19 protein-coding genes and 1 pseudogene are annotated in these 18,557 nt (G+C 71.6%); 10 read left to right on the top strand and 10 right to left on the bottom strand.

All coding sequences use genetic code 11. The features are described from left to right. Nucleotides 1–2: 2 nt before the first annotated feature. The 4 genes from IE170_RS19575 (at nucleotide 3) to IE170_RS19560 (ending at nucleotide 6,522) form a co-directional block, all read left to right on the top strand. Nucleotides 3–680, top strand: a complete 678-nt coding sequence (locus IE170_RS19575) for a potassium-transporting ATPase subunit C (protein WP_189810700.1) — start codon at nucleotides 3–5, stop codon at nucleotides 678–680. Nucleotides 681–781: 101 nt separating this feature from the next. Continuing rightward, nucleotides 782–1,468, top strand: a complete 687-nt coding sequence (locus IE170_RS19570; RefSeq protein ID WP_189810699.1) for a response regulator — start codon at nucleotides 782–784, stop codon at nucleotides 1,466–1,468. A 20-nt stretch (nucleotides 1,469–1,488) separates the two neighbouring features. Continuing rightward, nucleotides 1,489–4,032, top strand: a complete 2,544-nt coding sequence (locus IE170_RS19565; RefSeq protein WP_189810698.1) for a DUF4118 domain-containing protein — start codon at nucleotides 1,489–1,491, stop codon at nucleotides 4,030–4,032. Between the two features lie 531 nt (nucleotides 4,033–4,563). Further along, nucleotides 4,564–6,522, top strand: coding sequence for an APC family permease (locus IE170_RS19560; protein ID WP_373299017.1), 1,959 nt, complete (start codon nucleotides 4,564–4,566; stop codon nucleotides 6,520–6,522). Here the strand turns inward: IE170_RS19560 and IE170_RS19555 are convergent, their stop codons facing one another. Genes IE170_RS19555 through IE170_RS19545 form a run of 3 tightly spaced genes read right to left on the bottom strand, consistent with a single transcriptional unit; the run spans nucleotide 6,523 to nucleotide 9,394 of the window. Next, nucleotides 6,523–7,764 carry an MFS transporter gene (locus IE170_RS19555; protein WP_189810696.1) on the bottom strand — a complete coding sequence of 414 codons (1,242 nt, stop codon included), beginning with the start codon at nucleotides 7,762–7,764 and terminating at the stop codon, nucleotides 6,523–6,525. It lies immediately after the preceding gene. A gap of 2 nt (nucleotides 7,765–7,766) precedes the next feature. Then, entirely contained in the window at nucleotides 7,767–9,137 is a 1,371-nt protein-coding gene (locus tag IE170_RS19550; RefSeq protein WP_189810695.1) for an FAD-dependent oxidoreductase, read from the bottom strand. 47 nt (nucleotides 9,138–9,184) lie between these two features. Further along, nucleotides 9,185–9,394: a hypothetical protein gene (locus tag IE170_RS19545; RefSeq protein ID WP_189810694.1), complete on the bottom strand. Its 210-nt coding sequence runs from the start codon at nucleotides 9,392–9,394 to the stop codon at nucleotides 9,185–9,187. A gap of 101 nt (nucleotides 9,395–9,495) precedes the next feature. Between IE170_RS19545 and IE170_RS19540 the strand changes: the two genes are divergently transcribed. Genes IE170_RS19540 through IE170_RS19530 form a run of 3 tightly spaced genes read left to right on the top strand, consistent with a single transcriptional unit; the run spans nucleotide 9,496 to nucleotide 10,653 of the window. After that, the gene (locus IE170_RS19540; RefSeq protein ID WP_308428418.1) at nucleotides 9,496–9,786 is read left to right on the top strand and encodes a hypothetical protein; all 291 of its coding nucleotides are present in this window, start codon (nucleotides 9,496–9,498) and stop codon (nucleotides 9,784–9,786) included. Between the two features lie 4 nt (nucleotides 9,787–9,790). After that, nucleotides 9,791–10,159: an ArsR/SmtB family transcription factor gene (locus IE170_RS19535; protein ID WP_189810693.1), complete on the top strand. Its 369-nt coding sequence runs from the start codon at nucleotides 9,791–9,793 to the stop codon at nucleotides 10,157–10,159. After that, nucleotides 10,156–10,653, top strand: a complete 498-nt coding sequence (locus IE170_RS19530; RefSeq protein WP_189810692.1) for a GNAT family N-acetyltransferase — start codon at nucleotides 10,156–10,158, stop codon at nucleotides 10,651–10,653. The genes IE170_RS19535 and IE170_RS19530 overlap by 4 nt, the downstream gene beginning before the upstream one ends. 142 nt (nucleotides 10,654–10,795) lie before the next feature. Here IE170_RS19530 and IE170_RS32755 read toward each other — a convergent pair. From IE170_RS32755 to IE170_RS19510, 4 genes and pseudogenes are all read right to left on the bottom strand, one after another. Then, nucleotides 10,796–11,125, bottom strand: a pseudogene (locus tag IE170_RS32755) (zinc-binding dehydrogenase); the annotation flags it as partial. A gap of 157 nt (nucleotides 11,126–11,282) precedes the next feature. Then, entirely contained in the window at nucleotides 11,283–11,459 is a 177-nt protein-coding gene (locus tag IE170_RS19520) for an NAD(P)-binding protein (RefSeq protein ID WP_189810691.1), read from the bottom strand. After that, a complete protein-coding gene (locus tag IE170_RS19515; RefSeq protein ID WP_189810690.1) occupies nucleotides 11,456–12,247 on the bottom strand; it encodes an aquaporin in 792 nt (263 codons plus the stop codon). The genes IE170_RS19520 and IE170_RS19515 overlap by 4 nt, the downstream gene beginning before the upstream one ends. A gap of 31 nt (nucleotides 12,248–12,278) precedes the next feature. Continuing rightward, nucleotides 12,279–12,593, bottom strand: a complete 315-nt coding sequence (locus tag IE170_RS19510) for an ArsR/SmtB family transcription factor (RefSeq protein ID WP_189810689.1) — start codon at nucleotides 12,591–12,593, stop codon at nucleotides 12,279–12,281. Between the two features lie 117 nt (nucleotides 12,594–12,710). Between IE170_RS19510 and IE170_RS19505 the strand changes: the two genes are divergently transcribed. Continuing rightward, nucleotides 12,711–13,130, top strand: coding sequence for an arsenate reductase ArsC (locus tag IE170_RS19505; protein WP_189810688.1), 420 nt, complete (start codon nucleotides 12,711–12,713; stop codon nucleotides 13,128–13,130). Nucleotides 13,131–13,670: 540 nt separating this feature from the next. Here the strand turns inward: IE170_RS19505 and IE170_RS19500 are convergent. After that, on the bottom strand, nucleotides 13,671–14,258 hold the full coding sequence (locus IE170_RS19500) for a hypothetical protein (RefSeq protein WP_189810687.1): 588 nt from the start codon (nucleotides 14,256–14,258) through the stop codon (nucleotides 13,671–13,673). An 85-nt stretch (nucleotides 14,259–14,343) separates the two neighbouring features. Here IE170_RS19500 and IE170_RS19495 point away from each other — a divergent pair, with 85 nt between their 5' ends. Further along, the gene (locus IE170_RS19495) at nucleotides 14,344–14,958 is read left to right on the top strand and encodes a hypothetical protein (RefSeq protein WP_189810686.1); all 615 of its coding nucleotides are present in this window, start codon (nucleotides 14,344–14,346) and stop codon (nucleotides 14,956–14,958) included. Nucleotides 14,959–15,048: 90 nt separating this feature from the next. Here the strand turns inward: IE170_RS19495 and IE170_RS19490 are convergent, their stop codons facing one another. Both IE170_RS19490 and IE170_RS19485 read right to left on the bottom strand, forming a co-directional pair. Further along, nucleotides 15,049–16,170: a sensor histidine kinase gene (locus IE170_RS19490; RefSeq protein WP_189810685.1), complete on the bottom strand. Its 1,122-nt coding sequence runs from the start codon at nucleotides 16,168–16,170 to the stop codon at nucleotides 15,049–15,051. Continuing rightward, the gene (locus IE170_RS19485; protein ID WP_268255659.1) at nucleotides 16,167–16,847 is read right to left on the bottom strand and encodes a response regulator; all 681 of its coding nucleotides are present in this window, start codon (nucleotides 16,845–16,847) and stop codon (nucleotides 16,167–16,169) included. Before IE170_RS19485 ends, IE170_RS19490 begins: the two co-directional genes overlap by 4 nt. 465 nt (nucleotides 16,848–17,312) lie before the next feature. Between IE170_RS19485 and IE170_RS19480 the strand changes: the two genes are divergently transcribed. Further along, a complete protein-coding gene (locus IE170_RS19480; RefSeq protein WP_223856291.1) occupies nucleotides 17,313–18,458 on the top strand; it encodes a DUF418 domain-containing protein in 1,146 nt (381 codons plus the stop codon). Nucleotides 18,459–18,557 lie beyond the last annotated feature (99 nt).

Raw genomic sequence — 18,557 nt, 5'->3', positions numbered from 1 at the left:
CCATGAACACTTCCGTATCCCACACCGTGCGTCTGATCGGCGCGGGCCTGCGGGCCCTCCTCGTCCTGACCGTGATCTGCGGCGTTCTCTATCCCCTCGCCGTCACGGGGATCGCCCAGGCCCTCTTCGGCGACAAGGCCGACGGCTCCGAGATCAAGGACGAGGCCGGGAAGGTCGTCGGCTCCTCCCTCATCGGGCAGACCTACAACCTGCCCGGGCAGAACCCTGACGACCCGGAGGAGGCGGCCAGGCCGGACCTGAGGTGGTTCCAGCCGCGCCCCTCGAACGGTCTCGGCACCAACAGCGTCAACACCCGGTACTCCCTCATCCTCTCCGGCGCCACCAACCGGGCAGGAGACGACGAGGAGCTGATCAAGTGGGTCACCGATGCCAAGGCCGCCGTGGTCGCCGACAACTCCACCGCCGGCTTCAAGGTCAGGCCCCAGGACGTGCCGGCCGAAGCCGTCACCTCCTCCGGCTCCGGCCTCGACCCGCACATCTCGCCCGTCTACGCCGGACTCCAGGTCCACCGCGTCGCGGAGAGGAACGGTCTCGACGTCAAGGAGGTCGAGAAGCTGGTGAGGGACCACACCGAGGGTCGGCAGCTAGGCTTCATGGGCGAGCCGCGCGTCAACGTGCTGGAGCTCAACACCGCCCTCAAGGCTCTGTCCCAGAACTGATGGTTCATGTCGCGTGAACCCGGAACCGGCGTGGGCGGGATTTCCGCGCCCACGCCGGTTCGCCACTGTGTTGCTCGCAACGAAGGAAAGGCTGCACACCGATGACCCGGGTGCTCGTGGTGGAGGACGATCCCCAGCTCGTCCGCGCACTGAGGATCAACCTCCAGGCGCGCAAGTACGACGTCGAGCAGGCGGCCGACGGCGGTACCGCCCTGCGGCTCGCCTCCGCCCGCAAGCCCGACGTCATCGTCCTCGACCTCGGGCTGCCCGACATGGACGGCATCGAGGTCATCAAGGGGGTGCGCGGCTGGAGCCGGGTCCCGATCGTGGTGCTGTCGGCCCGGCACACCTCCGAGGAGAAGGTCCGGGCGTTGGACGCCGGGGCCGACGACTACGTCACCAAGCCGTTCAGCATGGACGAGCTCCTGGCCCGGCTGCGGGCCGCCTCCCGGAGACAGTCGGAGCCGGTCCGGCGGGCCGACGACGTCACCGTCGTCGAGACCGACGACTTCACCATCGACCTGCTGGCGAAGAAGGTCCGGCGCGGTGACCGGACCGTTCGGCTCACTCCGACCGAATGGCACCTGCTGGAGATCCTCGTCACCCATCCGGGCCACCTCGTCACGCAGAGTCGGCTCCTGCTGGAGGTCTGGGGGCCGACCTACAGTGAGAACACGAACTACCTGCGCGTCTACATGGCCCAGCTCCGGCGCAAGCTCGAGGCCGACCCTGCACGGCCCCGGTACCTGATCACCGAGCCCGGCATGGGCTACCGCTTCGAACCCTGAACAGAAGAAGAGCCACCATCATGGGACGCGGAAAGCTCCGGATCTACCTGGGCGCGGCTCCGGGCGTCGGCAAGACGTACGCCATGCTGTCCGAGGCACACCGCCGGATCGAGCGGGGGACCGACTGCGTGGTCGGCTTCGTCGAGCACCACAACCGGCCGCGCACGGTGGTGATGCTCCACGGCTTGGAACTGGTTCCGCGGCGCGACCTGGAGTACCGGGGCACCACGTTCGCCGAGATGGACGTGGACGCGATCCTCGCCCGCAGGCCGGCTGTGGCCCTGGTGGACGAGCTGGCGCACACCAACGTCCCCGGCTCCCGCAACGCCAAGCGGTGGCAGGACGTCGAGGAGCTGCTCCAGGCCGGAATCGACGTGGTGTCGACGGTGAACATCCAGCACCTGGAGTCCCTCGGCGATGTCGTCGAGACCATAACCGGGGTACGGCAGCGGGAGACCGTGCCCGACGAGGTGGTCCGGCGGGCCGACCAGATCGAACTGGTCGACATGTCCCCCCAGGCGCTGCGCCGCCGGATGGCACACGGCAACGTCTACAAGGCCGACAAGGTCGACGCCGCCCTGTCCAACTACTTCCGGCCCGGCAACCTCACCGCGCTGCGCGAGCTGGCCCTGCTGTGGACCGCCGACCGGGTCGACGAGTACCTGCGCGAGTACCGCGGCGAGCACGACATCCGCACCACCTGGCAGGCCCGCGAACGCATCGTCGTCGGCCTCACCGGCGGCTCCGAGGGCCGCACGCTCATCCGCCGGGCCGCCCGCCTGGCCGAGAAGGGAGCCGGCGGGGAGGTCCTCGCCGTGTACATCTCCGCAAGTGACGGGCTGAGCACCGCCTCGCCCAAGGAACTCGCCGTCCAGCGCACCCTGGTCGAGGACCTCGGCGGCACCTTCCACCACGTCATCGGAGACGATGTCTCCGATGCCCTGCTGGAGTTCGCCCGCGGGGTGAACGCCACGCAGATCGTGCTCGGCGTGAGCAGGCGCCGTTCCTGGCAGTACGCGTTCGGGCCCGGGGTCAGCGCGACCGTGGCCCGCGAGTCCGGGCCGGACCTCGACGTGCACATCGTCACCCATGACGCCGCTGCCAAGGGGCGCGGCCTGCCGATCCCGCGCAAGGCGCGGCTGGGGCGGTCCCGCATCATCTGGGGCTGGCTGACCGCCGTCGCCGGCCCGGCCCTGCTCACGCTGCTGCTCAACCAGGTCCTTCCCGGTCTCGGGCTCGCGAACGACATGCTGCTGTTCCTGACCTGCACGGTGGCGGCCGCCCTGCTGGGCGGACTGATGCCGGCGCTCGCCTCGGCGGCCTTCGGCTCGCTGCTCCTGAACTACTTCTTCACCTCACCCCTCCACCGGTTCACCATCGCCGACCCGAAGAACATCGTGGCCATCGCGATCTTCGTGGGGGTCGCGGTCTCGGTGGCCTCCGTCGTGGACCTGGCCGCCCGGCGCACCCAGCAGGCCGCCCGCCTCCGGGCGGAGTCCGAGATCCTGTCCTTCCTGGCCGGCAGCGTCCTGCGCGGCGAGGACTCCCTGGACGCGCTGCTGGAACGCCTCCGCGAAACGTTCACGATGGACTCCGTGTCGCTGCTGGAACGCGCGAGCGAAGTCGAGCCCTGGACACTCGCGGCAAGTGCCGGCAGCCATCCGGTCAGCCGCCCCGAGGACGCCGACGTCGACATGCCTGTGGGCGAGAACCTGTCCCTGGCGCTGTCCGGCCGGGTGCTGGCCGCCGAGGACCGGCGCGTGCTCGGCGCGTTCGCCGCCCAGGCCGCCGTCGTCCTCGACCGGCAGCGTCTGGTCGGCGAGGCCGAGGAGGCCCGACGGCTCTCGGAGGCGAACCGGATCCGCACGGCGCTCCTTGCAGCCGTGAGCCACGATCTGCGCACGCCGCTCGCCGGGATCAAAGCCTCCGTCAGCTCGTTGCGCTCCGACGACGTCGAGTGGTCCGAGGAGGACCGGGCCGACCTGCTGGAGGGCATCGAGGAGGGCGCCGATCGGCTGGGCCAGCTCATCGGCAATCTGCTGGACATGTCCCGGCTCAACACCGGCACCGTCGTGCCGCTCATCCGCGAGAGCTACCTCGACGAGGTCGTGCCGATGGCCCTGGGCGGCGTACCCGAGGACAGCGTCGCACTCGACATCCCGGAAACCCTCCCCCTGGTCGCCGTCGACCGCGGACTGCTGGAGCGCGCCGTCGCCAACATCGTCGAGAACGCCGTCAAGTACAGCCCCGCGGGGCAGCCGGTCCTCATCACTGCAAGTGCCTTGCACGACCGGCTCGAACTCCGCGTGGTGGACCGCGGCCCGGGCGTCCCGGACGAGGCGAAGGACCGCATCTTCGAACCCTTCCAGCGGCACGGCGACGCCCCCGCGGGTGCCGGCGTCGGCCTGGGCCTCGCCGTGGCCCGCGGCTTCACCGAGGCCGTCGGAGGCACTCTCGCCGCAGAGGACACCCCGGGCGGAGGGCTGACCATGGTCCTGACCCTCCCCGTGGCGGGGAGCGAACACCCCGTCTCGGCAGAGTTGCCCGCTTCGGCAGTCAGCTGACGGCCGGCGGTCCCCCTGTCGGGGATATCGGCCGTCCGGCCCGGACGCCGGGAACTCTGGCAGCCGGCCCTCTCCTCGGCCTCGACCGGCAAGGCGATGGCTCCCGCGCCGATCCAGAGGTTTTCGACGGCTCCGCCCTCCCGGCTGGCGAGTCGGGCCCGGCGAGCAGTGTGGGGCCTGGACCGAGGGCGTTCGACGTTAAAAATCCGTATGGATTTCGCGGCGCAGGACGCCGTGCGAGGCTCTGTGGCCGCCTCCGGTAAGGCAGGGCAGGAAGGCCCACGGCATCGCACTGAACGGTGCATTTCCCCGCAAAACGCCGCCTGTTCAGGGCGGAGGTCACGGCCGGCATGGTGCGTGGTCGCCTGCGCAACCTCGGAGGGCGGGTGAGGGGACCGGTCCCTTCGGTGCGGGGCCGCGTCGGCAGCGGGCCCATACTCGGTGATCGACGAGAGGCCCCCGCGCTGGTGGCCAGTTGTGAGCAGGCCGGAGAGGTTGATGGGGGACATGAGGGACGCGGGTCACACGGGTATGCCCGAGGTGGTGGACAGCCCTGCCCTTCCGCCGCAGCCGTCGGGCGGGCTGGGACGGTGGATGCTGCGGCACCGGGTGCAGCCGGTGGGGCCGGCGGCCGACGAGGGCCATGCCAAGCCGCACCCCTGGTGGAAGGTGATGTGCCTGACCGGTGTCGACTACTTCTCCAGCCTCGCCTACGTACCCGCGATCGCCGCTCTCGCCGCAGGGGCGGTCTCGCCGCTGGCGACGCTGCTCATCGTGGCGCTGACGCTGCTGGGCATGCTGCCGATGTACCGGCGCGTGGCGAAGGAGAGCCCGCACGGCGCCGGGTCGGTGGCGATGCTGGAGGACCTGCTGCCCTTCTGGTGGGGCAAGCTTTTCGTCCTGGTCCTGCTCGGCTTCGTGGCCACCTCCTGGATCATCACCATCACCCTGTCCACCGCCGACGCGTCCGTGCACGTCGTGGAGAACCCCTTCTTCCCCGCGGCCCTGCACGGCCACGAAGTCGCCCTGACCGTGGTGCTGCTGCTCGTACTCGGCGGGGTGTTCCTGCTCGGGTTCAGCGAGGCGGTCAGCGTGGCCATCCCGCTGGTCGCCATCTTCCTCGCGCTGAACGCGGTCGTCATCGGCGTCGGACTGGTCCACGTGTTCACCACCCCCGGGGCCTGGTCGGCGTGGACCGACGCCCTCGCAGCGGGCGGAGGCGGCTTCGGCGACCTCATGGGCCCGGCCCTTCTCGCCTTCCCGCTGCTGGTGCTGGGGCTGTCCGGCTTCGAAACCGGCGTGAGCATGATGCCGCTCGTCGCCGCCGAGGGCGCCGATGCCGAGCAGCGGCTGCGCTCGCGGATCCGCAACACCCGCCGGCTGCTGACCACCGCCGCGCTCATCATGAGCGTCTACCTGCTCTCGGCGAGCTTCGTCACCACGCTGCTCATCCCGCACGAGCTGTTCGAACCGGGGGGCGCAGCGAACGGCCGCGCCCTGGCCTGGCTGGCCCACGAGCACGTCGGCGAGGCCTTCGGCACCGTCTACGACATCAGCACCATCCTGATCCTGTGGTTCGCCGGAGCCTCCGCCATGGCGGGCCTGGTCAACATCGTCCCCCGCTACCTGCCGGACTACGGCATGGCCCCGGAGTGGGGACGCGCCGTCCGACCGGTCGTGATCGTCTACACGCTCCTGTGCATCCTCATCACGATCGCCTTCGACGCCGACGTCGACGAGCAGGCCGGCGCCTACGCCACCGGCATCCTCGCCATGATGGTCTCCGGCGCCTTCGCCGTCACCGTCTCCGTCGCACGCCACCGCCGACGTGCCGCGACCGTCGGGTTCGCGCTGCTGACCGCCGTCCTGCTCTACGCCCTGGTCGCCAACATCGTCGACAAGCCCGACGGCATCGTCATCTCCGCGTTCTTCATCGCCGGCATCATCACCGTGTCGCTGGTCTCCCGTGTATCCCGCACCACCGAACTGCGCGCCGACAGCATCGTCTTCGACGCCGATGCCCGGCGGTTCATCGACGACACCCTCGCCCACGACAACGCGATCAACATCATCGCCAACCGCCGCCAGGCCGGCGACGCCGCCGAGTACCGCGACAAGGAACGCGAACAGCGCGGCGTCAACCCCGTCCCCGGCCGCGCCGACGTCATCTTCCTCGAGATCGACGTGGTCGACCCCTCCGAATTCAGCGACACCCTCACCGTCCACGGGGCCGAGGTCGGTGGCCACCGGATCCTCCGCGCGGCCGCCCCGGCCGCACCGAACGCCATCGCCGCCATCCTGCTTGCCCTCCGGGACGCCACCGGCATCCGGCCGCACTGCCACTTCGCCTGGGCCGAGGGCAGCCCGCTCGTCCACATGGTCCGCTACTTCCTCCTGGGACGCGGGGACACGGCCCCGGTCACCCGCGAGATCATCCGCAGCCACGAACCCGACCCCGCGCGCCGCCCCGGCATCCACGTCGGGGGCTGATCACTTCAGCCGCACACACGCCGTTCCCGCGTGCAGAGGCGTCGTGGCGAGGGCTGTGACGGCTCCGGCGGTGGCGATTGCGGACAGCAGGGCGAACAGGGGCGCGTAGCCGCCGAGGGGAGCGGCCAGCAGTGCTCCGGCGAAGGGGCTGAGGGCTGCTGCTGCATGGGCGGGTGCGCCGAGAAGCCCGGAGAGCCGGCCGTAGTGGGCGGTGCCCCAGCGGTCGGTGACGGCGGTGGCCTGGAGGAGGGTCAGGTTGCCGCGGACGATCCCGGCCAGGACGGACAGCACGACGAGGAGGCTGTAGGGGCTGGGGGTGAGGGCGAGGGCCGCGGTGGTGAGTCCGCCGAGCCCGACGAGCGTGGCCGTGCGGGCGGTGGTGCCGGTGTGGCGGGCGAGGGTGGCGTAGAGGGTGCGTCCCAGGACCTGCCCGGCGCCGCCCAGTCCGAGAGCCCAGGCGGCTTGGGTGGTGGTGTAGCCGCGTTCGAGGAAGAGCGGGACGAGGGTGATGACGGCGGCGTACATCGCGAACGCGGACAGGGCGAAGGTCACGGCGAGCATCCGGAACGCCCTGCTGCGGACGGCGGGGTCCGGCCCCGTGGCCGGTGGGTGGATGCCGGCGCCGGAAGCCGGTGGCCACGGGGCGCGCAGGGCGAGGGCGTGGGTGGGGATGGTCAGGGCGGCGAGGATCGCGGCGAGGACGGCGTAGGTCGTGCGCCAGGAGCAGTGGTCGGCCAGGACGGCGGTCAGGGGGGCGAAGACGGTGGAGGCCAGTCCCCCGGCGAGGGTGACGATGGTCAGGGCGCGGATGTGGTCGGGAGCCCACCAGCGGGTGAGGGCGGCGAAGGCGGGCGGGTAGAAGGTGGCGGCCATGGAGGCGCCGGCCAGGAGCCATCCGGCGGTGAATACGGCGAGGTTGGGGGCGGCGGCCACGATGAGGAGGCTGAGCGGGCCGAGGACGGAGCCGGCCGTCATCACGGCGCGCGGGCCGCGGTGGTCCAGGACGCGGCCGACGTGGATGCCGACGGCCGCGGAGACGATGAGCGCGGCGGAGAACGCGGCCGTGGTCGCGCCGACAGGCCAGCCGGTGGCGTGGGTGATGGCGGGGTTGAGAACGGGAAAGGCGTAGTAGAGGACGCCCCAGCCGGTGATCTGCGTGACGCACAGGGCGGGCAGGACGGCGCGTGGCCGCGACCGGACCCCCGTCCCGGTCGCGGCCACGCCGGCCTCGGTGTTCGGCACCGTCAGCAGCCGCCGGAGGAGGCCGTGGCGGGTGCGCCGATGGTGAGGGCGGCCGGTGCCGCGCAGCAGCCGCCGCTCTGCTCCTGCTCGGCAGCCTCGGGCTGGTCGAAGAGGCCGGCGCCGCCGCAGACGCCGGTTTCGGGGAGGGCGAGTTCGACGCGCTCGGCGGCTTCGTGGTCGCCGGCGAGGTGGGCGGCGATGGAGCGGACCTGCTCGTAGCCGGTCATGGCGAGGAAGGTCGGGGCGCGGCCGTAGGACTTCATGCCGACGAGGTAGAGGTCCTTCTCGGGGTGGGAGAGCTCGGCCTGGCCGTGGGGGTAGACGGTGCCGCAGGAGTGCTGGTTGGGGTCGATCAGCGGCGCGAGGGCGAGCGGCGCCTGGAGGCGTTCGTCGAGGCCCAGGCGGAGTTCGTCGAGGAAGGTCAGGTCGGGGCGGAAGCCGGTCAGCACGATCACCTCGTCCACGGCGTCCAGGCGGCGTCCGTCCTCGCCGACCAGGACCAATCGGCCGTCTCCGTCCCGCTCGAAGGCGTCGGTGCGGAAGCCGGTGACCGCGGCGGCGTAGCCGCCTTCGACTGCGGCCTTCGCGGCCAGGCCGAGGGCGCCGCGGGCGGGCAGCTGGTCGGCCTCACCGCCGCCGAAGGTGGAGCCGGAGATCCCGCGGCGCAGGATCCACGTGGCGTGCGTGCCCTGGCCGTCGTCGGTCTTGGCGAGGGCGGCGAGGTAGGCGAGAGCGGTGAACGCGGATGCGCCGGAGCCGATGACGGCGGTGCGCTTGCCCGCGTACCGGGCCCGGACGGCGGGGTCCTTCACGTCGGGGACGCGGTAGGTGATCCGGTCCGCGGCCGCCTTCTCCCCGAGGGCGGCGAGGCCGCCGGCGCCGGCGGGGCCGGGGGTCGACCAGGTGCCGGAGGCGTCGATGACGGCGCGGGCGAAGAGCCGCTCCTCGCGGCCGTCGCCGGTTTCGGTGTGCACCACGAACGGCTGCGCGTCGCGGTCGGCGTCGACGATGCGGTCCCTGCCCGCCCGGGAGACGCCGGTGACACGGGCGCCGTAGCGGACGCGGTCGCCGAGGGCGTCCGCGAGGGGTTGGAGGTAGAGGGCTGCCCAGCCGCCGCCGGTGGGGTAGGTGGCCGGGTCGGGCTTCACCCAGCCGGTCGGTGCGAGGAGCTTCTCCGCGGCCGGGTCGACGACTTCGCCCCAGGTGGAGAACAGGCGCACGTGCGACCACTCGCGGGTCGCGGTCCCGGCGTGGGGGCCGGCTTCGAGGACGAGGAAGTCCAGGCCGCGCTCGCGGAGGTGGGCGGCGGCGGCCAGGCCGACGGGGCCGGCCCCGATCACGACGACGGGCAGCTCGGTGGTGGTCTCGCTCATGACGTGTCTCCGGTGTTCAGCGGCAGCGGGGTGGACGTGGGTGGGGGTCAGCAGCAGCGGGCGCCGGCGGCGACGGCCTCGTGCTTGGCCTGCGGGCCGCAGCAGGTCCCGGCTGCTTCCGCGTCCTCGCGGGTGCCGCAGCACGGGGAGGGGTGGGCAGGGGTCGACTCGGCGTCGGGCTGGACGGGGGCGGGGCCGCAGCAGGAGGCCGCGGGTTCGGTGCGGTGGGGGGTGGTGGGGGTGGCCTGCTCGTTCATGACGACTTCCTGGTGTTTCGACGTTTGTCTATGGCTTGCGTGATCAGCATGGCACCTGTATCGACAGACGTCAACATAGACATTTATCTAATCCTTCGGGGTTGACGGCGGAAAAGGCGGACGCGGTGATCCTCGCGACCGGATACCGGCCCCACCTGCCCCACCTCGCCCGCCTGCACGGCGCGCTGGACTCCGCCGGGCGCCCCCGCCACCGCGACGGCGCCTCCCTCGCCCGCCCGGGGCTCGCGTTCGTGGGGCTGGAGTGGCAGCGCAGCCCGTCCTCGAACAGCCTGCGCGGCGTGGGCCGGGCAGCGCGCCGCCTCGCCGCACACCCGGCCCGGGCCTGCCCGGTGAACCCGGCCACCCGACTGATTCGACATGTGTCAACATAGACGTATGCCGAATGTGAAGGTTCTGCCGCTGCTGGAGCCAGACGTCGTCGCGTGCTGCCCCCCGCTGAACGAGCGCCCCATGTCCGCGGACGAGGCGGAGGTCGCGGCGAAGATGTTCAAGGCTCTCGGCGACCCGGTCCGCCTGCGCCTGTTCTCCGCCGTTGCCTCCCACGAGGGCGGAGAGGCATGCGTGTGCGACATCTCCGACGTCGGCGTCTCCCAGCCGACCGTCTCCCACCACCTCAAGAAGCTCAAGGAGGCCGGACTGCTGTCCTCCGAGCGCCGCGGCACGTGGGTGTACTACCGGGTCGAGCCCGCCGTCCTGGCCGCCATGGGCGCGCTCCTGGCCGGCGCTGCGAAGGCGACCGCATGAGCAGGGTGAGGATCGAAGCACTCCTGCCCGAGCACGCCGAGGACGTCCTGGCCGTCTACCAGGCCGGGATCGACGAGGGCAATGCCACCTTCGAAACCCGGGCTCCCACCTGGGAAACCTTCGACAAGGGCAGGCTGCCCCAGCACCGCTTCGTCGCCCTCGACGACGGCGGCACCGTGCTGGGGTGGGTGGCGGCGAGCGCCGTCTCGGACCGGTGCGCGTACGCGGGCGTGGTCGAGCACTCCGTATACGTCCACCCCGACGCCCGCGGCCGGGGCGTCGCCCGAGCCCTCCTGGACGCCCTGATCGCCTCCACCGAGGCCGCCGGGATCTGGACCATCCAGTCCGGGATCTTCCCCGAGAACACCGCCAGCCTCGCCCTCCACCAGCGGGCCGGCTTCCGCATGATCGGCACCCGCGAACGCATCGGCCGCCACCACGGCACATGGCGGGACGTGATCCTGCTGGAGCGCCGCAGCACGCTCGTGGAGTGAGCGGTGAGCGGACTGTCGGCGTACGCCTGAACGTGCTCAGTGGATGATGCGCCGACCACGGGTTCTCGTCCGCCCGCAACGGAAGGTCGACAAGGTCAGACGGCGGGCACTTCTCATGCCACCTTGATGACACGTTGCCCGAGGTATGACCGCTCTCGACGGTGGCGAGGGCGGCCGGAGCGTCCGAGAGCGGATGGACCGCGGTGATCACGGGTGCGAGTAGTCCGTCGAGGGCCAGTCGGGCCGACCGCTCCAGGTTCTCGCGGTCGACGCGACGCTCGACGAAACGCCCGCCGAGCTCGGACACGGACACATCCCCCACAGAGATGACGTTGCGGGGCTCCTGGGCCAGCGGAGCGACCGTCCGCAGCGAGGTGCCCCCGGCCAGGTCGACGACCCCGTCGAAGCCGTCCGGAACCAGCTCGCGTGCCGCGGTGGCGACGTCCTCGGCGGTGTAGTCGACGAACCGCACCCCGATGACCTCGGCGTGGGCGCGTTTGGCGGTGCTCCCGGTGCCGATCACACGTAGTTCGCGCCCGATGGCCAGCCGGGCGACGGCGAGGCCGACGCCGCCCCCGACTCCGTTGACCAGCCGGGGCGGCCTTCGTCGAGGGCCCGGCGGCGGCCGGTCACCGCGTCGAAGAGGGCCCGGCCGTCGATGTCGTCGGCCAGGTACCGCGGCGGGCGCCGGGCGCCGGATGGGCGTCCAGGACGACGTACTCGATGCCCAGGCGGCGCAGGTGGCAGCCGGCGGCGAGCCCGGCTTGGCCGCCGCCGATCACCACCGCGTCCATGCGCTGCGTCATCGGAGCGAGGGCTCCCCGGCGCTCTGGTCCCGCCTGGTGTCGGTGAAGATCAGGGTGACCAGGCACAGTCCGGCGACGGCGCCGAGCAGCTGCATGGCGATGAAGCCTGCGACCGAGGAGGGGGCGATCCCGGCGAAGGTGTCGGTGAACGCACGGCCGATCGTGACGGCTGGGTTGGCGAAGGAGGTGGAGGAGGTGAACCAGTACGCGGCGCCGATGTAGGAGGCGACCGCGACGGGGGCGAACCGCAGCCGGTCGGTACGGGCGAGGCCGAAGATCAGCAGGACCAGGCCGGCGGTGGCCACCACTTCGCCCAGCAGGAGGTTGCCCGCCGACCTCTCGTGCGTGGACCACTTCACCAGCGGCTGCCCGAACATCGCGTCCGCAAGGATGGCGCCTGCGATCGCACCGGTGATCTGGGCGGGGATGTAGGCGGCGAGCTCGCGGCCGGTGACGCCCGGGCCGCCGCGGCGGGCGGTCCACCACTCGGCGAGGCTGACAGCGGGGTTGAAGTGGGCGCCGGAGACCGGGCCGAGGAGAACGATCAGGACGCCGAGGCCGAAGACGGTGGCGGTGGAGTTGGCCAGCAGCTGCAGCGCGACATCGTCGGTCAACTCGGTGGCCTGGATGCCGGAGCCGACCACGATCGCGACCAGAGCGGCGGTACCGACCAGCTCGGCGGCCGCGCGGGACGGGAGCGGCTTGCACGGCGGGGTTGCCCCCGGTGCGGGGTGCGGCGCCGGAGCGGCGGCTGTGGCGTCGCTCGTGGCGGGTTCGGTGGCGGTCAAGGCGGAGTTCTCCTCGGGCAGGCGGGGGAGGTCAGGGGCAGGACCGCTTGAGGTTCGCCTCGGCGGTGGCGCGTGCGGTCCGGGCGAGGCCGGCGAACTGGCCGGCGAGCGCCTCCAGGACGTCCGGGCGCAGACGGTAGTAGATGAACCTCCCGCACGGCTCCGTGTCCACGATCCCGGCCTCGCGCAGCACCTTCATGTGGTTGGACAGGTTCGTCTGCTTCGCGCCCGTCTCCTCCACGAGGTGGGTGGTGCACAGCGTCTCCTGCGCGAGGAGAGTCACGATCTTGAGCCGGAGCGGGTCGGCAAGCACCCGGATCAGTTCAGTGTCGACTGACGTCAGCATGCACTGATACTGTCACATCATCCGAGGCTGATACCAGCCTGGGGTGAACTGTTTGGCCGATGCGCGGCTCGTCCCTCCCGGCGTGCCGACGGTCGCCCGCTCCCGAAGGAAGAGCCGATGTCCGCCACCCCGCTCGCGTCCGTGCTGTTCGTCTGCATCCACAACGCCGGGCGCTCCCAGATGGCCGCCGGGTTCCTGCGCCACCTCGCCGGCGACCGCGTAGAGGTCCGCTCCGCCGGATCGATGCCCGGCGACCGGATCAACCCCTCCGCGGTCGCCGCGATGGCCGAGCTCGGCATCGACATCTCCGAGCAGACCCCCAAGGTCCTCACCCCCGAGGCCGCCCAGGCTTCTGACTACATCATCACCATGGGCTGCGGCGACGCCTGCCCGTACTTCCCCGGCAAGACCTACCTCGACTGGCAGCTCGAAGACCCGGCCGGCCAGGGCGTCGAGGCAGTCCGCCCCATCCGCGACAAGATCCGGACCCTCATCGAGGGCCTGATCGCCGAGATCGACACCAAGCAGCAGGCATGACCCGGGCCGGCCCGGACCCGCACTGGCGTCACCACGACCTCCTGCCCACCGGAGACCTTCATTCCACCCAGGTGGCCGCGTGGATGCGGTGGTAGGGGCCGCCCGAGGACAGCCACTCCGCCGATCCTTGTCCGCCTTGGAACGGTTCGAGGCGGCGGAGACCGCGATCGGCATGTCCGGGGACGCCTGGTCGTTGGCGTGGGCCTCCCGCCGGGTCGCGCTCCACGGTGTCCGCTCGGAATCGTAGACCTCCATGAGCGGCACGAAGCGGCCGGCTTCCGGGTGCCGCGCGGGCTTTGGCGCCGCCGGGCCGGACCGCAATCGGTCCGGCCCGGTCGCAGTGGCAGGCGGTCGCCGTCGGGGTTGTCGAACGACCGTCAGGGTCTGCTCGCCCGTCCGTCGCGGCCGATCCGCCGGGAGGCGACCCAGTCCGGGGTGCGCTTGCCGCTTCCGAAGGTGGACGCCCGTACCGGCGCGGCTTCTGTACCGGTCGTGGGCGTCATCGGTGCGGCAGGCGATCTCCGCCGACTTCAGGGCGGATCACCATCCGGTCTGCGGCTCGCCCAAGACGTCACTGCCTATGTAACCGGCGAGCTTCCGGGCCCGAAGCAGGTCGCCGAACTTGCCCGTGTGCACGAAGACGGTGTGATGCTCGGCCCACCGGCCCCACTGGGCGTCATCGCCGTGGAACACCACTTGGACCCCGTCGTACTTCGGCGACCCGTGGTGACCGGCCTGCGGTTCGTCCGGCCACGAGCCGTGCCAGTCGATCGCGGCCATGCCCCGGCCGAGAGCGGCTACGAAGCGTTCCTCCACGCTCTCCTTCGGAACGTGCACCATGACGTCCAGCGGCAGGTGCGGCCCCAGTGCGGCATCGTCCGCCGTCGTCACGTCGAGGTCGAACCAGAGGTGCTCACCCGCCGGACCGGTCCGCAACTCCGGGTACTCGAAGCCCGCCTCGGGCAAGACCTCGGCGATCTTCCGCACATCGGCGACCGTGCGCAACTCGGCGAAGAGCCCTGTTTCGTCGTCGCGCTCCGCCATCAGGGCGCACAGGCGCTTGGCTTGCGTATACGCCTCGGCCGCGTCGGTGGTCCGGAGAACGGGATATGCCACGGAGTTGCCCATGCGCCGAACCCTCACACGCCGCCACGGGCCGCCGCCACTGCATTTTGCCTGGTCAAGCCTCTGTCGGTTGTGGCAGGGTGCTCGCATGTCCAGCCCGATCACGTACCCGGTCTTCCGCACCCCCAACCCTGCCCTGGCACTGTCCGTGGCACGTCGGCTTGTGGCGGTCGGTGACCGGCAGCACGCCGAGGTGTCGGTCGACGTCGAGCTGCGCACCGTCTCCGAGGTGCTGCGGATACGGGAGGCTCTGCCGGATGCCTGGTTCCGGAAGGAGGACATCGGGGACTGGACCCGTGACCCCTCCGACCCGACGGGTCTGCACGGTGGTGTCCACGCGTCCGACCTCCGGAGCGATCCGGAGTTCCTCTCTCCGCACCTGCCGCTCTGGGCATCGATGGAGTACCGGCCCGTGGGCTCCATCGAGGACGAGTTCACCGCCTTGGTCGGCTCAAACATCGGCCGGATCTGGTGGTCCGGGCTGCTCTGGCCCGACCTACCGGAGCTCGATCTCCACGGCGAACCCAACAATGCCCGGGTCTTCCTCCTGTTCAACAACCGCCACATCGGTGTCGGCGAACGCACCGACGACCACACCGTTCTCGTGACGGTGCGCCGCCGCGGGTCCTCCCACGACGAACGGCACGCCTCGTGGCTGGCCGAACAGATCGGCCAGTCCGTCATCGGCCCCGGCCAGCAGTAGTCCGTGGCGGTCCCGACGGCCGGACGGCGGCCTCAGGTCGGGAGCGCGGGCCAGACCTCGGGGGCCTCTGGGGGCTCGGGGGGCTTGGGGTCAGGCGGGGCGGGTGGGGGCTCGTAGTTCGATCTCGTATCCGCCTTGTGGGGTGGGTTCGGCGGTGAGGGTGCCGTCGAGCAGTTCGGCGCGTTCTTTCAGGCCGATGAGGCCGTGCCGGGCGCTGGGCAGGGCGACGGACGGGCGGGTGGGGGCGGTGTTGGTGACGGTGACGCCGAAGTGGTCGGCGTCGTGCCACAGGCGGATGTCGGCGCGGGCTCCGGGAGCGTGCTTGCGCACGTTGGTGAGGGCCTCCTGGACGGTGCGGTAGACGGTGCGCTGGGCGGTTGTGCTGATGCCGGGAGGGAGCCCTCCGGTCAGGGTGGTCTCGATGCCGCTGTTGGCGATGAGCTGCTGGAGGTCGGCGAGGGTGGGCTGGGGGCTGAGTTCGGTCGTCTTGCCGCCCGAGGCGCGGAGCAGCGTGACCATGTGGCGGAGTTCGTCGAGGGTGTTCGCGCTCAGGGTGCGGATGGTGCGGGCTGCCTCGCGGGCGTCGGGGTCCTTCGCCGCGACCTGCAGGGCTCCGGCCTGTACGGCGATGAGGCTGACCTGGTGGGAGACGACGTCGTGCATTTCGCGGGCCAGCTGGGCGCGCTCGCGGGCGAGGACGGTCTGGGCGTGCAGGGCGCGTTCGTGTTCCCGGGCCTCCTCGACCTCGACGAGCTGGCGGGCCACGTCCCGCCTGGCCTGCACGAGCTGGCCGAACAGGACGGGGGCGACGGCGGTGGCCAGCGTGTAGACGAACTGGACGAGCGTCCAGGCCCGGTCTTCGGCGAACGCGTCGGCCAACGGCCAGACGAGGGTTCCCGCGGCCGCGTTGAGCAGGGCGCAACCCGCCAGGAGCAGACGGTTGCGGGTCGAGGCGGACAGGGTGTACAGGGCGGCGATCGGGGCGACCGCGACGTCCATGAACAGGGTCATGGGCAGGGTCAGCAGGAAGACGGCCAGCGGGAAGCGTCTGCGCAGGAACAGTCCTGCGGAGCCGACGGCGGCGCAGGCCCACATGACAGGGGTGCCCTCGCCCAGGAGGTTGATCCATGCGTCGAGCGCGGCCAGTGCGACGAGGCCCGTGTCGACGGCCCGGGGCGGCAGTCGCCGCCACGGTGCCCGGCCCGTGCTCACCGGCCGTAGTCCCGGGTCGTGTCGTCGTCGTTGTGGGTGAGCAGGCCGGCCCGCTCGGCGAGGAGTGCGGCCTGGACGCGGCTGCTGACCCGCAGTTTGGTCAGGATCGAGCTGACGTGGTCCTTGACGGTGCCCGTGCTCAGGTGGATGCGGGTGCCGATGTCGGCGTTGGAGAGTCCTTCCGCGATCAGGACGAGGACGTCGCGTTCCCGGTCGCTGAGCAGCCCGACGCGCGCGATGTCGGCGTCCTGCGGTGCTCCGGCCCCGGGGTGGCTGCGGAGCAGCGCGCGCGAGGCCTTCGGCGACATCACCACTCCCCCGGCGGCGAGGGTGCGGACGAGTTGGGCGAGTTGTTCGGGCTCGGTGTCCTTGAGGAGGAAGCCGGATGCTCCCGAGCGCAGTGCGGTGAGGATGTACTCGTCCGTGTCGAAAGTGGTCAGCATGGCCACGTGCGGCGGTTCGGGCAGTGTCCGGATCTGCCGCAGCACGGTCAGGCCGTCCACGTCCGGCATGCGGATGTCGAGGAGGACGACGTCCGGCAGCTCGCGCCGGACGACGTCGGCCGCCTGGGCCCCTTGCGCGGTCGCCACGACCTCGATGCCGTCGGACGCGTTCAGGATCATCTGGAAGCCGGACCGCACCAGGGCCTCGTCGTCCACCACCACTACCCGGATCACCGGTGTCCCGCCTCGCACTCGTCTGCTCCGTTGCTGTATCCGGCTGCTGCCCGGCGACTCGTCCGCCCGGTGCTCCGCGCTCTCGACCGGTGTCCGCCTGGCTCGACCGTACGCCGGGCAGGGTACGCGGTGACGTGATCGCCCGTGAACGGTGGCCACCCGGTGGGTGGGCTCCAGCCGTTCGGGGGGTGCGGCTGCTGCCGTCGGAGTGGCCTGAAGGGCGAGATGCGGGGGGCGCCTTCACGTCACCGTCCGCCCCGGCCCGCCGGTCGGCGGGGCGGTCCTCGCCTGTCGGCGGGGGTCTCACCGAAGCCTGCGGGATGGTCCGCTGCCGTGCAGCACCGGGAGATTCCTCGTATGACACAGATGCAGCCGCCGCAGGCGACGTCAGCTACGCGGGAGAACGCGCCTCCCGTGCCCGCAGCCTCGCCCGACTCCGCCGGGACACCCTCGGGCGGCCCCCCGATGGGACGTTTGGTCGGCGTGGACCTGGCCCGTGCGCTGGCGGTGTTCGGCATGTACATCGTCCACATCGGCCCGGTGCTGTCGTCCACGCACGGTGTCGGCAGCTGGGTCCGGTATCTGGCCGACGGTCACTCGTCCGTCCTGTTCGCCACGCTCGCCGGGTTTTCGCTGATGCTGATCGCCGGCCGCCGTGAGCCGAAGACCGGGCCGGCCGGCAGGCAGGCGACGGCGCGGATCGCGATCCGTGCCGTGGTCCTGCTGGCTTTGGGCACGGTGCTGGCGATGGAGTACGGGGGTGTGATCATCCTCGGTTTCTACGGCGTCTACTTCCTCCTCGCCCTGCCCCTCCTGCGGCTGTCCGCGAAGGCACTGGCGATCACCGCCGCGGGCCTTGCGCTCGCCACACCGCAGCTGGCGTTCGTCCTGAACTCCCGGCTCAGCGAGTCCGTCCGGCAGACCGTCGACGCCTACGACCCGCTCAAGAAGGTCAGCGAGGTGGGCGTGCTGGATCTGCTGCTCACCGGCTTCTACCCGGCGATCACGTGGATGTCGTTCGTCGTCGCCGGTATGGCGCTGGCCCGCCTCGACCTGTCGGCCGCATCCGTCCGCCGGCGCCTGGCCGCGTTCGGTGCCGCCCTGACGGCGGGCGCCTACGGGCTGTCCCTGCAGCTGGCGGGCGAGGACGCGCTGCGGAGCATGGCGGAGGAGGCGAAGTCGTCCGCCGTGTTCGAGAAGACGTCCTCCTTCGGCAGCGGATCCTTCACGACACATCGGCCGGCCTCGGATCTGCTGTCCGCGGGACCGCACAGCGGCACCACGTTCGACATCGTCGGCAGCGTGGGCGTCGCGATCCTCGTGGTCGTGGGCGCGACGGCGCTGATGGACCGCGTACCGCGCCTGCCCAGCCTGGCGAAGCCGGTCATCGCTGTGGGCACCATGTCCCTGACGGCCTACGTCGGCCACTTCCTCGTGCAGTCCGTGCTCGGCGTACCGGCCGGTGAGAGCACCCAGGTGTCCTGGTCGCCGGTGCTGATGTCCATCCTCGGGGCGATCGTGTTCGCCGCGGTCTGGTCCCGTCTGTTCCGCCGGGGACCGCTGGAGGCGTTGCTCAACGCCGCCACCAAGCCGGCCGTGTACGTCCGCTGACGCCTGGCCGGGCCGGGTCCTCCATCGCCCGCCCGGCTCAGCTGCCGTGGCTGCCCGCTCGGAGGGACCGCCGGGACCGGGCGGGCCCGGCGGTCACTC

The sequence above is a fragment of the Streptomyces toxytricini genome (assembly GCF_014649915.1).
GTDB lineage: Bacteria > Actinomycetota > Actinomycetes > Streptomycetales > Streptomycetaceae > Streptomyces > Streptomyces toxytricini.
The sequence above is the reverse complement of the archived record's forward strand: the minus strand, read 5'-3'. Positions and strand labels throughout refer to the sequence as shown.

Coding starts and splice junctions, on each gene's coding strand:
- IE170_RS19575 (WP_189810700.1), top strand. CDS start 3: ATGAACACTTCCGTATCCCACACCGTGCGTCTGATCGGCGCGGGCCTG.
- IE170_RS19570 (WP_189810699.1), top strand. CDS start 782: ATGACCCGGGTGCTCGTGGTGGAGGACGATCCCCAGCTCGTCCGCGCA.
- IE170_RS19565 (WP_189810698.1), top strand. CDS start 1,489: ATGGGACGCGGAAAGCTCCGGATCTACCTGGGCGCGGCTCCGGGCGTC.
- IE170_RS19560 (WP_373299017.1), top strand. CDS start 4,564: ATGCCCGAGGTGGTGGACAGCCCTGCCCTTCCGCCGCAGCCGTCGGGC.
- IE170_RS19550 (WP_189810695.1), bottom strand. CDS start 9,137: ATGAGCGAGACCACCACCGAGCTGCCCGTCGTCGTGATCGGGGCCGGC.
- IE170_RS19545 (WP_189810694.1), bottom strand. CDS start 9,394: ATGAACGAGCAGGCCACCCCCACCACCCCCCACCGCACCGAACCCGCG.
- IE170_RS19535 (WP_189810693.1), top strand. CDS start 9,791: ATGCCGAATGTGAAGGTTCTGCCGCTGCTGGAGCCAGACGTCGTCGCG.
- IE170_RS19530 (WP_189810692.1), top strand. CDS start 10,156: ATGAGCAGGGTGAGGATCGAAGCACTCCTGCCCGAGCACGCCGAGGAC.
- IE170_RS19520 (WP_189810691.1), bottom strand. CDS start 11,459: ATGACGCAGCGCATGGACGCGGTGGTGATCGGCGGCGGCCAAGCCGGG.
- IE170_RS19510 (WP_189810689.1), bottom strand. CDS start 12,593: ATGCTGACGTCAGTCGACACTGAACTGATCCGGGTGCTTGCCGACCCG.
- IE170_RS19505 (WP_189810688.1), top strand. CDS start 12,711: ATGTCCGCCACCCCGCTCGCGTCCGTGCTGTTCGTCTGCATCCACAAC.
- IE170_RS19500 (WP_189810687.1), bottom strand. CDS start 14,258: ATGGGCAACTCCGTGGCATATCCCGTTCTCCGGACCACCGACGCGGCC.
- IE170_RS19495 (WP_189810686.1), top strand. CDS start 14,344: ATGTCCAGCCCGATCACGTACCCGGTCTTCCGCACCCCCAACCCTGCC.
- IE170_RS19480 (WP_223856291.1), top strand. CDS start 17,313: ATGGGACGTTTGGTCGGCGTGGACCTGGCCCGTGCGCTGGCGGTGTTC.